The 12,940-nt window shown below is 62.6% G+C and carries 10 protein-coding genes; 3 read left to right on the top strand and 7 right to left on the bottom strand.

Annotated elements, in window-relative coordinates; translation table 11 throughout:
* Positions 1 to 197: 197 nt before the first annotated feature.
* Positions 198 to 1,277 carry a type VI secretion system-associated FHA domain protein TagH gene (gene tagH / locus FJ943_RS15370; RefSeq protein WP_140661221.1) on the bottom strand — a complete coding sequence of 360 codons (1,080 nt, stop codon included), beginning with the start codon at positions 1,275 to 1,277 and terminating at the stop codon, positions 198 to 200.
* Positions 1,278 to 1,504: 227 nt separating this feature from the next.
* On the opposite strand from tagH, the gene tssI reads away from it, so the two are divergent.
* From tssI to FJ943_RS15355, 3 genes are read left to right on the top strand one after another with little or no spacing between them, the layout of a single operon-like run.
* A complete protein-coding gene (tssI, locus tag FJ943_RS15365) occupies positions 1,505 to 3,832 on the top strand; it encodes a type VI secretion system tip protein TssI/VgrG (protein ID WP_140661222.1) in 2,328 nt (775 codons plus the stop codon).
* 8 nt (positions 3,833 to 3,840) lie between these two features.
* The gene (locus tag FJ943_RS15360) at positions 3,841 to 4,263 is read left to right on the top strand and encodes a DUF6484 domain-containing protein (RefSeq protein ID WP_140661223.1); all 423 of its coding nucleotides are present in this window, start codon (positions 3,841 to 3,843) and stop codon (positions 4,261 to 4,263) included.
* Entirely contained in the window at positions 4,263 to 4,601 is a 339-nt protein-coding gene (locus tag FJ943_RS15355) for a hypothetical protein (RefSeq protein WP_140661224.1), read from the top strand. Before FJ943_RS15360 ends, FJ943_RS15355 begins: the two co-directional genes overlap by 1 nt.
* Before the next feature lie 25 nt (positions 4,602 to 4,626).
* Here FJ943_RS15355 and FJ943_RS15350 read toward each other — a convergent pair whose 3' ends face one another.
* The 6 genes from FJ943_RS15350 to tssM are packed head-to-tail and all read right to left on the bottom strand — an operon-like array spanning position 4,627 to position 12,940.
* On the bottom strand, positions 4,627 to 5,688 hold the full coding sequence (locus tag FJ943_RS15350) for a hypothetical protein (RefSeq protein ID WP_140722580.1): 1,062 nt from the start codon (positions 5,686 to 5,688) through the stop codon (positions 4,627 to 4,629).
* Positions 5,685 to 6,734 carry a DUF4150 domain-containing protein gene (locus FJ943_RS15345; protein WP_140661226.1) on the bottom strand — a complete coding sequence of 350 codons (1,050 nt, stop codon included), beginning with the start codon at positions 6,732 to 6,734 and terminating at the stop codon, positions 5,685 to 5,687. Before FJ943_RS15345 ends, FJ943_RS15350 begins: the two co-directional genes overlap by 4 nt.
* Positions 6,731 to 7,774 (bottom strand): 3-oxoacyl-ACP synthase, encoded by a 1,044-nt coding sequence (locus FJ943_RS15340; RefSeq protein WP_140661227.1) that lies wholly within the window; start codon positions 7,772 to 7,774, stop codon positions 6,731 to 6,733. Before FJ943_RS15340 ends, FJ943_RS15345 begins: the two co-directional genes overlap by 4 nt.
* Positions 7,771 to 8,874, bottom strand: a complete 1,104-nt coding sequence (locus FJ943_RS15335) for a DUF2169 domain-containing protein (protein ID WP_140661228.1) — start codon at positions 8,872 to 8,874, stop codon at positions 7,771 to 7,773. Before FJ943_RS15335 ends, FJ943_RS15340 begins: the two co-directional genes overlap by 4 nt.
* Positions 8,874 to 9,416 (bottom strand): type VI secretion system-associated protein TagF, encoded by a 543-nt coding sequence (tagF, locus tag FJ943_RS15330; RefSeq protein ID WP_140661229.1) that lies wholly within the window; start codon positions 9,414 to 9,416, stop codon positions 8,874 to 8,876. Before tagF ends, FJ943_RS15335 begins: the two co-directional genes overlap by 1 nt.
* Entirely contained in the window at positions 9,398 to 12,940 is a 3,543-nt protein-coding gene (tssM, locus tag FJ943_RS15325; protein WP_140722577.1) for a type VI secretion system membrane subunit TssM, read from the bottom strand. The genes tagF and tssM overlap by 19 nt, the downstream gene beginning before the upstream one ends.

Here is a 12,940-nt window from a genome sequence, read left to right as displayed (position 1 = left end):
CGGATCGAAGGTCTGATCTTGCCGAAACATGACATTCCTGCACACGCCCCAAGCCGCGCCGCTTGCCAGCCTGGCAAGCGCTCCTATGCCATTCTAGTCGCACAGGAAGCCGATTGAAATCGGAAAGCAGGATGTCAAGGAAGCGGCTTTTCCATGATGTTGCATAGCGAGTGCTAGCAACGCCATCTGGTGCAAGGCTATTTCTGCTTGCCAGCCTTGGCGTAGGCTTCGGCGAAATAGGCAAGAAAGACATCCAGCATGCCGTTTTCGTGCTTGTCTTCCATCGTCCGCCACGTCGCGACGACCGCATCCCAGGCGTGGCTCTTCCTGGATGAAAAGGAGGCGGGCGGGATTCTTCTGGCGATTGCCTCCGGCGACAAGTCGTCGAGCAGCCTTGAGAGCGCGGCCTGCATGGCTGCGTAGGTTGCGATCTCGTGGGTCTTCAGATCGTCGAACGCATCCTCGATGCTGCGTCTGGCATCCAGATAACCTGCCCGCCGCTTGGCAAACATGATCTCCAGCATATCGTCGGTGCCCGGCACGAATTTCAGCGGGTTGTTGTCCGCGGCGCCGATCATCGTGCGATGCGCGCTCTTGGCGAGGACCTTGGCCGCCGCGCGCGCCTTGAGCAGCAACGACAACTGCTCGACTGTGGTTCGCAAGACCGCGCCGATCTCGGCAGCGACGTCATGCGGGTCGCGCGACGCCAACAGCTCCGGCGACAAGCCGGCCGCCCTGGCGATATCGCCAAGTATCCGGTCGGCTTCCGCCGGCTGCTTGACTGGGACGTCAGGGCCGGGGCTCGGCGCCGACGACATCGACATTTTCGCTGCCTGGCCAGGGCTGTGTTCTGCCGGAGTGGGCAACGGTGCGCTGCCGGGCTCAAGCGACCGTCCCGTCGAGGCCGGCAACTCGCGTTGCGTCGAACCGGTCCTGGCTTGCGGATGACCGGCGCCAACGGGCTCTTCGTCGATCGAAACGGTGATGACATAATGGCCAATCAGCAGCCGGTCGCCTCGGATTAATCGATGCGGCGCATTCAGGCGCTGGCTGGAGCCGTTGACGAAAGTGCCGTTGCGCGAGAGGTCGTATAGCCAGAACGAGCCCGTCTGATAACGGATTTCGCAATGCCGCCCCGAGATGAATTTGGCAGGGTCGGACAGCGTCCAGTCGCAGTTTTCGCGCCCGATTTCGAAGCCACGGTCGCGGGCGGCATAGCTCGCGGCGACCCCTGGCGGTAGCCGGTCGACATTGCTGATCTGAAGCGAGATGAACATTCGAAGCCACTGTCCGCTGAAATCCCAAGGCATTCTAGCAGCTTGCCGGCGCAGTGGGAGAGGCGGGTTTCACGAACAATGCTCGCCAGGTTCATGCGTTGCTTTTATTTGGTCTCCGTCGAAGGTATGCTAGCTTGCGGCGGTCAGATGCTGTGAACGTGATGCCGTTCACGGAGCGGGGCTTCAATCCATCATCCCGGCTGCCGCGTCGAGGAGGGGCACGACCCATGCCGAATGAACGTGCCACGGTTCTACAGACGCCGGTTGGGGCCGATGTGCTGACATTTACCCATCTCGTTGGCCGTGATGAGATCAGCCGATGTTTCGCCTATACCGTGGGGTTCGTCAGCAAGAGCCGTGAGATCGATCCGCTGAAGATGCTGGGCGGCGTCGTTTCCGTCGAAGGCGAATCCGATCCAAAGCGCTGGTTCAGCGGTCTGGTGTCGGATTTCAAACTTACCCGCATAGAGGATCGGTTGACCTATTACGAGGCCAGTGTCAGGCCATGGCTCTGGTTTCTCGGCAACACCACCGACTGCCGCATCTTCCAGAACATGACCGCTGTCGAGATCGTTGAAAAGATCTTCTCGAAATACGGCATCGCCAAGTTCGAGAAGCGGCTGCAGGGGTCTTATCCCTCGCGCGAATATTGCGTGCAGTACGATGAGAGCGATCTCGATTTTGTGCAGCGGCTGCTCGAGCACGAAGGGATCTTCTATTTCTTCGAGCACAACGAGGGCAAGCACACGCTGGTGCTGTGCGATGCCATGAGCAAGCTGAAGCCGGCGCCAGGCTACGACAAGGTGCTTTACAATTTCGAAGGCCACGGCTCGCGCCGTGATGTTGAATACATTACCGAATGGATTCCGGGCAGCGCCGTGCGTCCAGGCGCCTACGTTCATACAGACTATGATTTCGAGAAGCCCGGCGCTGACCTGATGGCGAAATCCGCTCAGCCCTTCGCCCATCAGGAGGCTTCGGGCGAAAACTACCGTCAGCCCGGCGCGCATCTCGATGTCGGGCGTGGCGATAAGATTGCCGGTATCCGGCGCGAGGAACTCCAGGCTGTGCACCAGCACAGCACGGCGGTGGGAACCGTCCGGGGCCTTTTTTCAGGCTGCAAGTTCACGCTGGAAAGTTTTCCGCGCGACGACCAGAACCAGGACTATCTGGTGATCAGCGCCGAATACCGGCTGTTCGATCCGGGCTACCGGACCCAGAACGAAGCCCACAGCGAGAATTTCAGGGTCGTGCTGGGCGTTGCGCCCACCAAATTGCCCTACCGGCCGCTGCGGATCACGCCGCGACCGATCATGCGCGGGCCGCAGACCGCGACCGTCGTCGGCCCGTCAGGCGAGGAGATCTTCACCGACAAATACGCGAGGGTGAAGGTGCAATTCCATTGGGACCGCCTCGGCAAGAAGGACCAGAACTCGTCCTGCTTCGTGCGTGTGTCGCAGACGTGGGCCGGCAGCGGCTGGGGCTTCATCCAAATCCCTCGCCTCGGCCAGGAGGTCATAGTCGATTTCATCGAGGGCGACCCCGACCTGCCGATCATCACCGGACGTGTCTACAATGCATCGGAGATGCCGCCTTACGCGCTGCCGGGCAACGCCACGCAATCAGGCTGGAAGTCCAATTCCTCGAAAGGCGGCGGCGGCTACAACGAGCTGATGTTCGAGGACAAGGCTGGTTCCGAGCTGGTCAATTTCCAGGCGCAGAAGGACCACCATCTGCTGATCAAGCACGATCGCAACAAGACCGTACAGCACGACCAGTCCGACCGCATCGACCATGACGCCAAGCACTCCGTCGGCCATAACCTTGACGAGGACGTCGGCAACAACAAGACGGTCAAGATCGGCGTCGACCAGACGACGAATATCGGGTCGAACGATTCCGAGACGGTGGGTAAGAACCGATCGCTGACGGTAATGGCGAACGAGACGATCCACGTCGTCGCCAATTCGACGGAGAACATCGACGCTAATCACTCGCAGACGGTGGGGCTGGTGCAGACGGTGACTGTGGGCGCGGCGCGTATGGATTCGGTAGGGGCGGCCGAGACACGGAGCGTCGGCGCAGCGCAGTCGAACACGATCGGGGCTTCACGTTCGGTTACGGTGGGGGCGGAGCAGAGCCACGATATTGGGGCGGATGATAGCTGGAATGTAGCGGCCAGCCAAAGTATCGAGATCGGCGCCGATCAGGGCCTCAAAATCGGCGGCGCGCAGAACACCGAGATTGGCAAGACATGGACCGTCAAGGTCAGCCAGGATGCCTCGACCCAGATCGACGGGGCGCACGAACTCAAGATCGGCAAGAAGAGCCTCACCCAAGTCGGCGAGGATGCGGGGTTGGTGGTCGGCAAGAACCTGACCATCGAAGCAAAGGACTCGATAACGATCAAGACCGGTGGTGCCGAGATCCTTATGAAGAAGGATGGAACGATCACCATCAAGGGAAAGGACATTACGGTCAAAGGTTCGGGAAAGATCAATGTCGACGCTTCGAGCGATATCGTCATGAAGGGCAGCAACATCCTGCAGAATTGAGGTTCGAAATGGTTGCGTTGAAATCGCGGATCGAGGGTGTCGTTATCGGCGTTCTGTTGGGCTTCGAGGAAGCCGCGCCGCTGGTCGTATTTGCAGGCAATCCAAAGGAGACCGCACTCAAGGCGAAGAGCCTCGTCGCGCTGGGTCCGGACGCGATCGCCTCCGAAGTGGCACTGTTGTTCGAGGAGGGGGATCCACTACTTCCGCTGATCGTCGGACGCATTGTCGATCCGACCCGCGACTCGCGGCCGCGGGCGTTCAGTGACGGGCGCCAGGTGCGGATCCATGGTGAGGAACGCGTCGAACTCCGCTGCGGCAAAGCGTCCATCATCCTGGAAAAAGACGGTCATATCACCATTCGCGGCACATATGTCACCAGCCATGCCAGTGCGGCAAATCGTATCCGCGGTGGCTCGGTCAACCTCAACTGATGCCGCGCGCACCCGTCCTTCCGAAAATCGTGCGCCAGCACGCGGAGATGGCGGCGTTCCTGTGGACAGTCTACGACCGGCACCTGCTTCACCCGGATGAGAATCCTGACATGGACGCTGAGCGGCTCGCGCGGCTGGTCGAGCGGCTGGAGGCGCATTTGGACGGGCTGTGGGTGGCGGGACCGGACGGCAAGCGGATCGCTCAGGAACGGTTCGCCGAATATCCCGAAGCGGGCGAGCTGTTCGTCGTGCGCATGCTGGAGGCGAAGCGCCCGATCCCGGTCACAGAGCTGGACCTCAAAAAGGTCAGAGAATATCTCGGGGCGAACGGGGTGTAGATCCTAACCAAGCTGCCGCGCCCGATTATCCATCGTGACGCACTTCTTCCCATACGTCGTCCGGCAGATCCGTGATGACCCAGGCGTTTTGCCGCCGTTTGGCGACCCCCTTGTGATCGAAATACCAGAGCACGCCATCCGCGACATCAATGAGCAACGGGCTCTGCAGTTCGTCCGGCAGGCCAATCTCCTCTTCCAACTGCAAATCCTTGCCGAGGACATGGATCACCGTATCGCCAAGAAGGTGGGGCCGGCCACCGACTAGGCAGATGGAATGGTAGTTCTCGGCGAAGCCCGGCTGCGAGAAATCCTCGAAGCCATGGGGATCCCGACCTGCGACGATCAGACCACCGCCGCCCGCCGCTAGAAGGCGACCGTCCTCTAGCACGACAACATCCTCAAGATAGGTGTTGCCTGGTAGGTCCACGCCCGTCCAGCGGCGTTTATTCCGCACGTACAGGCAGCCGATTTCGCCTGCCAACTGGGTCTCGAAGCGCTCCTTCGCGGCAAGGTATTGGGGCATCGTGCCTGTCTCTGCGATCCGGTCGAGTTCGGCTTGCTCGGCGACGGTCGGCTCACGGAAGGCTGCGGCGGTGTTGCCGCAAGCCGCCCACTCCCCATTCGCGTTTCGCGCCACGGCCTCGAAGGCGTTGTCGCCCAAAGCCTCGTCATCCGAGCCGGCTATTCTTGTCCACGCGTCCCGTGTGTCGCGCACATAGACTTGCGAACCGTATCCGCAGGCAATCAGTTCGTCGCCCAATTGCCGAATTTGGCTCATCGAGCCACGGCCCTCTTCGTCGTCGCCGGCGCCCGCATCCGGAATCTGCTCACTGGCAAATTGCTGGCCGACGAAGCTGACATCGCCGTCGATGCCGAGGGCCGCGAGCAACGCCCCGTGACGCCAGCCGTCGAGTCTCGTCAGCCACACGAGCGTCGATTCGAAATGCAAATAGTTCCATTCAGGCATGCCCGGCGCTCGGTGGAGCGTAAGCCTGCTGAACTGCGGCCCGTCCTCGAGCAGGCCGGTCGAAATTGCGAAGCCGTCGGCAGACAGCGCACAGGCCGCCCAGATATCGTAGTCGCTCATGATATTGTCGTGTTCAGCATTTTGCTCGCCGCCGCCTTGTTAGGAAGCGTCCCTGACGTGCGGCCGACCTGGTTCGGCCCGATGTTTGCGGTCTGCCTGGTTACCGCGGCCTTCGCCTTCGCGATGCACGCGGCCGTTGGATTGCCGTTCTTATCCTGCTTGATGTCGCTTATCGACTTCTTCGACTCAGCGATAATGTCACCGAGCTTCGCGGTGTTCCAGGTGCCGTTGCTTTTCATGGTCTCAATATGCGCCTTCTTGGCCGCGCCTTTCAGATTGGCCGGTACCTTCTGCCCGAGCTTCTTGAGCGCTGCCCGCTCCTTCTTGTGGATCTTTTTGTGCGCCGACTTGCTGACACAGATGCAGACGCCTTCACCGATCGACGGCGCGTTCTTCACGCGCTCGCCGATGTTCCGCTTCTGCCTGCCGAAGGTCCGCGTGATAGTCGAGGCGCCGGCCGCCTCAGCGGCAATCGCCTGGTCCCGCGTGCCCGTGCGGCAGGTCTTGTCCGGAACGACATGATGCGCCTCGCCGGGAGGCTTCGCGTTCGCGCAGGCAGCGGCGATGTCATCATAGGAACCGACGAGGCAGTCCGCGTCCTGGCCGGGTTTCAGGTCGGCGGCCGCGACCTTCGGCCAGGGCGGCGCATTGCCGACCGGCGAGGCATGGTTATTCGTTGAGATGTCCGTAAACCGGCTGATCGGCTCTCCATCCATCTTGACGTTGCCGGACCAAGCTTCGGCGTACTCCTTGCCGGTGTTTTGCGAGCTGACGACGCCCTTTTTCGGCGCACACCCCGCTTCGGTCCCCGTGGTCTTGGTGTAGTAGGACTGGTTCTTCTGCGTGACGGTCTTGCCGCCGATCTTGACTGTGCTCGTCCCTTTGTCCGTGTCGGAATCCGTGCCGAAGCTTGGGTAGGGAATCGGCACGCCGGGCGGCGTAGCCGGCGTCTGCGGCGGCGTGAAGCAGACATCTGGAAAGGCCGCGATCACCTGATTGGTCTGCGCCTTGCAAGCGATCTCGAGCCCATTCGCGAACACGGTCATGCGGCGACCCGCCTCCGCGGCATTCGTCCCGCGGTCAACAGCATCGCACCGCAGGCGCCGTCGTCGCCCGAAGACTCGATCAGCACCGGATCGCCTCGGTCGTAGCCTTTCATGGCAGCGGTTATGGCCATGCCAACCGTCATCGGCACGACAGCGGCTCCGACATTGCCGAGACTTTCAGCTGGGCTCCAGAAGTCTTGGAAACCATGATGGCCTCGGACGAGCCGCAACGAGGCAATCGCTGCCTGCTTGAAGAAATAGCTCTCGCCGATAAGATCCGAAATCCGGTAACCGACATCGCGCATTTCCATCCCCGAGGCGTCCAGAGCCATGCGGTAGGCTGCGGTCATGCCGTTACCGCGGAGAGGAAGATCGGTACGGTTGTAGATATAGGCCGGCTCGCGGGCCAGGCCGAGGCCGAGGAGGCGCATGGTGCCGCTGCCTGGGCGGGTGCAGAGGATAGCACTGGCAGCTTCGCCGGGGATGAAGCCATTAGGGTTGTCTGGGGTGAGCAGGCGCCGTTCGGCCAGATAGTGGTCGATCGTTAGTCCCGCCAGGTAGCTGTCGACGCCGCAGATCATCACGTAAGGTACGCTGCGGTCGGCCAGCAGCCGACGGGCCTGGTCGAGTGCGACGTGGCCGGAGGGCCGGCCGTGGGCGACGATTCGCGTTCGATACGGCGAGGCGATGCCGGTGATCTCGGCGATGCGCGCAGCGAGGCGTGCGGCTTCCGGGGCGAGCCGGCCGGGCCGGTCTTCTTCGGCGAGGCAGAGGATGAGCGCTGCGGTGCCACGTGCCTCGGGAACGAGCTCGAAGGCCTCGATGATGGCGGCCGCAGCCATGTGGGCCAGCCGTTTCTCCCCTGTGAACTTGCGCGGCAGCGGCACCGGGGCGCCGACCAGCCAGCCGCCGCCCGGGCCGACAAAGCGGGTTTCCTGGAAGCCGTCGAGTTTGGCACGCATCGCGGCGCACGCCGAGGGGGCGTCGAGACCGACCGCGGTCACCATGCCGATCGAAATGATGTCGAGCTCGAGTGTCATGCCTCCTCGATTTCTTCTTCCGCGTCAGCACCGTTTGCACGGACATAAGTTCGCCCGGTCCCTCGTGCGCGCAGCATGGATTGCGTCGGCGGCCCGATCCAGCATTCCGAAAAATCGAGGATCGTGCGCTTGAGCCGCTGCTGCAACCGCCAAACCAGCGAGAATCGTCGATTTTCTAGATCGAACAGGATTGTGTCCGGAGACAGTTCACCGTCGAACACCTTGTCCTGCTCCTTGAACAAGGTCATCTGCAACGCCGGCGCCGGCAGGCGGAAAACCTCCTTGCCCATCGGCGTCAGATTGATCAGCTGCACGTCCTCACCGCCTCTCGGAGAGTCGATCTGTTGGTCAGGTGGCGCCATCTGGAAATAGCGTTCATCGAAATCCGGCGGCAGGAACGGAAAAATATTGTCGATCCAGTTCTGGTCATATGTGCCGCCATATTCGATGCGGCCGGGCCAGCCGCGCCCCATCGGCCCGAAACTCATCGGCCTGTAGTCCCCAAAGGGTGAGCGCACTTCCTCGCCGACCGCCTGCGTGTTGGGCAGCCGCAGGCCCGGGACTAGACGCTGGTTCTTGGTGCGCGACCAGCCGGTTCCGACCGGGTTGTATTTGTAGCTGGCGGGAAGCTTGTCCTCTGGGTCCAGTCGGTCGACGCCGCCCCAGGCTACGTCGTAGGAAATCGGCAGTTTCAGAAAGGGCTGCGGAGCCGTAGCGGTAAACAAAGGCCCGATGGCGCGCCACTCGCGGTGCCCGACGACCTCGAACAGCTTCGACCAGTTGCCGACCTTGATGCCGACCGGCACGCGCTCGGCTGGACGCCCGCCCGGCGCGTAGGCACAGCCATTGGCGATCACATCGCAGCGCGGCTTGCGGAAGGCGAAGTCTGTCTCCCACAACGTTGCCGAATAGCCGGGCACGCCGGTTTGCGTGTCGGCCATGACCAGCGGAACCTGTTCGGCCGATTTCTGCACCAACCCGCCAGGCTTCGTCGGAAAATCGAAAGTGCCCTTGACCACGACCACGATCCATTCGTGGCCGGCCTTGTCCATGCCCATGGTGAACTGATGCGGATAGCCCATCTGGTTCCATATCTGCATCAGCTCGCCTCCATATGGCTGGCGGCGATCTGCTCCAGCACCGGCTGCGGCGCCAGCTGGTCGACATCGAAAATATCCGTACGCGCCGTCCACGCTACGAGATCGTCGATGACATCGCCCTCGCCATCGACGACCGGCGCGGGTAGGCTGGCCAGCACCGCGTCGAGCTCGTCCGGCGTCATCTCGCCCCGTTGCGCGGCGAAGGCAGCTTTTTCGATATTTTCGAACCAGGCATCGGTATAAGCAAGCTTCAGCGGTGCTTCATCAAGACGTGCGACAACGCTCAGTGGAAATTGCCGGCCGACCTTGTCGGTGCTTTGCAGTACAATGCCGGCCGCGGCGCCGAAGGAACCAGGCCCGCTGAGGAAACGCAGCGCAATGTGCTGCGGCCAGGTTTCAAGTCCGAACAGCGGCACGATATGCTGCGCCAGCCAGCGGTCCCATCCACGCACGAAATCCGCCGGCAGCCGCCGGGTCACGAAATCGCCGGTGGCGGGCATCTTGCCGTAAAAGCCGGGCACGATCAGATCTGCGGCGGACATGTGAATTTCTTGAACATTTCGAGCGTGTAGGGGTTTTCGACGCTGGCCGCCTTGAGCTCGAAGTCGGCCCACATCCCCTTCGTGCCGAGCCGCAGGCTGTAGACGTCGGTGAGCTTGGTCGCGGCGAAGCGGCCGCCGCGCAGCATTCTGAGCCAGGCCCAGCTGCCGGTTTCGTTGAGCATCACTTCAGGCGAGCCGTCGACCGGCTGGAAGGCAAGCGAGATCACCCCGGTGCCGTCCTTGCCGGGCCACGTCATCGGCTGCGGCCGGGTGGCATTGTTGTAGTAGACGAGGTTCTGGCCATCGAGGTTGAGCGTAACCCGCGCCGCGCCGGGTGCGAGGTCCTTGGGTTCGAGGGTGAAATTCATCACCGGGCCGGTGCCGCCTGGAAACAGGTCGTCGCGGATATGCCTGGCCTGCTCGAAGGCTGCGAGCGCCGCCGGGTCGAGACCGAAATCGGCCCGCCATTTCCACGGCTCGCTGGCGGTGTCGACGTAGTTGATCAGATGGTCGTTGATGAAAGCATCGATCAGGCCCGTCGGCCCGAACAGGCGCTGAAAGTCGCGCACATTAACGTCGACCGCGCTGTCGGCGCTGAATGGATAGCGGTTGTTGAGCGCCGCCTGGCAGAAGGGGAGTATGTCGGCCCTCCAGATGGCATTGAGCTCGTTGGTTACAGCCTTCTGCGACAGGCCACTGGTGTCGCCGGCAATACCGCCCAGCCAGTCGTTGACGGGCGAGGGCAGGATCTGTGCTTGTCTCGCAACCGCGCCTGTCAGTTCGGCAAGGCCTCCCTGCTTCTTGATCGCATCCTGCGGGTTGGGATTGGCGGTGACCGTCTGCAGAACGTTCGACAGCGCCGTAAGCGCGACGATCGCCGCGTCGAGCGCCGGCGGCTGGCCGTCGACCTGTGCGATGGTGCCCTTGAGCGGCTTGAAATGGTCTGCCACCAGGCTGCCGGTCATGTCCACCTGGTTGGCTGAGCCGGCGCGAGGCAGGAGCTTGGCGCCTGACGTCACCACCTTGCCGAGCTTGCCAAGCTTGCTCAGCAGCTTCGAACCGGTCTTGGCGGCAGCGCCACTTTGGCCCTCGGCCGGCGCCTCGTCGGAACGGGTGAGGTCGGTCTCCTGCACCACTGCCGTCAACAGGCGCTTGAGCGCGGAGTCGGCGCTTGACAGATCCTTGAGGTTCTCACTGGCAATGTTGAGATCGGTCAGCGGTGAAAGCCGCATGTCCCGCAGGAAAGAGTCCCACTGCGCGATATAGTCGTCGTAGTAGAGCTTCAGGATGTCCTGGGAGAGCGCCGAGACCGACGTCTCCGAATTCTCCGCGCAGCCGCCGGCAAACACCGCCCGGTCCAACGCGGCCTGGCCGGCGACATCCTCGACTCGGTCGAGGACCGCGTCATGGAAACCGGCATAGGTATAGGGGCCTGGAACGCCAACACGCAGTGTTTTGTCGGAACGGCGCGCGAACACCTTGCCTCCGTTCGGCCCGGCGAAATTGGCCGGCACCCATTCCTTGACGGCTGCTACTTCCGGGTCGGCCAGGAGTTGCCTGTAGGCGCGCTCGGGCAGCGAGATCGTGCACACGGTCTTCAGCGCCTCTGCGACCAGTTGCTTGTCGGGGGCGATGTAGCTGTCATCGACTGCCATGCGGCCGATAGCGGCAAGCTGGTGCTCTTCGGCGTCGGCCGTGGGGAAGGGCGGCGCCGGCGCGAATTGTGGCAGACTGTTCACCCACCAGTTCTGGACGAAATCGGTGTCCATTTGCGACAGGCCAGTCATCATCCGGTACGTCTTCAGCGCGCCAAGCATGAAATCCGGATCGCGGATTTGCCGCCACATCGTAGCCTCGAGCAGGGCGACCATATGCGGCTCGAGCACGTTGCGCAGGGCATGGTCGTAGGTATCCGTCTGTGCGCGCATCAACTCCGCCGACGCGGTCGGCCCGAGCAGGTTATGGACGCCGTCTGGCGGCGGCGTTCGTGCCGTCGCGACTGCGCCCATCGCCGCCAGCGCGCCATCCAAGGTCGGCTGCTCGACCGCAGCCGGCATGGCGGCCACCTCGGTGAGCGGCCGCTGCAGGGCTTCGAACTGGCCAGCCTGTTCGGCGATCGCATTGCGGTTGTCGAGGTAGGACCAGGTGAACAGGCCGCCGGCCAGCAGAGCCGCGAGCGCACAGGCGGCGGCAGCCCCGCGCCAGATCCAGGCGCGGCGACGCTGCGCCAGCGGATCGAACGTACCAAGGCCGGCCTCCTTGAAGATAACCTCGGTCAGAAGGTTCCTGAGGAAGAAGCTGCGCCTCTCGACCCGCGCCGCCGGCATGGCGCGGCGCGGCGGCAGGCCGAAGGAGGACGACAACGCCGCGGTCAGCCGGTCGATGGGAGCGCCTTCCTGGGTCGCCGATGTTAGATAAAGGCCGCGCAACCAGGCGGCTTCCTCATAGCGGCTTTCGCCGAATATTGCCTCGATCAATGTCTTGATCGGCTCGCCGAGGCTCGCCAGCTGGGCTGGAAAGCGGAAGATCTCGGCGCGCGAGGCGAGCTTGTCTTCGTCTTCCAGGCGTGGCACCAACCTCCGCTCCAGCTCGGTGGCGAGCCTGGATAGCTCCGCCTGGATCGTGCCGGCGTTGACTTGGGCCTCGAGCGGAAAAGTTGTCCCCCACACCTGCTCGCGCGCGCTTGTCGACAAGCCACCGAAGAAGGCTTCGAAGCCTTTGATCAGGTCTGCCTTGGTCAGCATCAGGTAGACGGGCAGGCGGACCTCCAGCCGATCATTCAGCTCGGCCAGTCGGCGGCGGATCTTGCGGCCGTGCGTCTTGATCGCTTCCTCGCCCTCCGAGAGCGCATCGATCGACAGCGCGACAATGACGCCGTTGAGCGCTCGGCGGCCGCGGTGCTTTTTCAAAAGATCAAGGAAGCCCAGCCATTCCGCAGCATCGACGTCCGGCTGGCTCTCCTGTTGGACGTAGCGGCCCGCGGTGTCGATCAGCACCGCGTTTTCGGAGAAGAACCAGTCACAATTGCGCGTGCCGCCAACACCTTGCAAATCATCGGTGAGGTCGATTGGAAAATTGAGACCCGATTGGCGCAACGCCGTGGTCTTGCCGGTGGCCGGAGGTCCGACGATCACATACCACGGCATTTCGCGCAGGAACTTGCGTCCGCCGAGCTTGCGCCGCTTGAGCTCGGCCATCACCTCGCCGAATTTGGCGCCGACGGCTGCAACGCTCTCCTCGCCAGGGGTGAGCTGTTTTTCGGCTACCGGAGCTGCGATCTCGGCGACGAACATGCGATTGGCGCGAATGGCGCGCCGTTGCGCGATGATCAGCCAGATCAGCCATAAGAAGATCAGTCCGACGACGATGGCGATGCGCACATTGTCGGATTCGAATGGCGCGTAGGGACCGACCCTTACGATCGGGCCGAACACCCAGATCAACAGCGAAAGCAGTGCAATGCCGATCAGGGTCCACAGAAATCGCGAGGTGATGACCGCCCATAGAAAGCGCAGGATGAACAT

It is taken from the genome of Mesorhizobium sp. B2-3-10 (genome assembly GCF_006442275.1).
In the GTDB taxonomy this organism is placed as follows: domain Bacteria; phylum Pseudomonadota; class Alphaproteobacteria; order Rhizobiales; family Rhizobiaceae; genus Mesorhizobium; species Mesorhizobium australicum.
Note: the sequence above shows the minus strand (reverse complement) of the source record. Positions and strands in the feature narration are given on the sequence as shown.

Coding starts and splice junctions, on each gene's coding strand:
- tagF (WP_140661229.1), bottom strand. CDS start 9,416: ATGTCCGCCGCAGATCTGATCGTGCCCGGCTTTTACGGCAAGATGCCC.
- FJ943_RS15345 (WP_140661226.1), bottom strand. CDS start 6,734: ATGACCGTGTTCGCGAATGGGCTCGAGATCGCTTGCAAGGCGCAGACC.
- tssI (WP_140661222.1), top strand. CDS start 1,505: ATGCCGAATGAACGTGCCACGGTTCTACAGACGCCGGTTGGGGCCGAT.
- tssM (WP_140722577.1), bottom strand. CDS start 12,940: ATGTTCATCCTGCGCTTTCTATGGGCGGTCATCACCTCGCGATTTCTG.
- tagH (WP_140661221.1), bottom strand. CDS start 1,277: ATGTTCATCTCGCTTCAGATCAGCAATGTCGACCGGCTACCGCCAGGG.
- FJ943_RS15360 (WP_140661223.1), top strand. CDS start 3,841: ATGGTTGCGTTGAAATCGCGGATCGAGGGTGTCGTTATCGGCGTTCTG.
- FJ943_RS15350 (WP_140722580.1), bottom strand. CDS start 5,688: ATGAGCGACTACGATATCTGGGCGGCCTGTGCGCTGTCTGCCGACGGC.
- FJ943_RS15335 (WP_140661228.1), bottom strand. CDS start 8,874: ATGCAGATATGGAACCAGATGGGCTATCCGCATCAGTTCACCATGGGC.
- FJ943_RS15355 (WP_140661224.1), top strand. CDS start 4,263: ATGCCGCGCGCACCCGTCCTTCCGAAAATCGTGCGCCAGCACGCGGAG.
- FJ943_RS15340 (WP_140661227.1), bottom strand. CDS start 7,774: ATGACACTCGAGCTCGACATCATTTCGATCGGCATGGTGACCGCGGTC.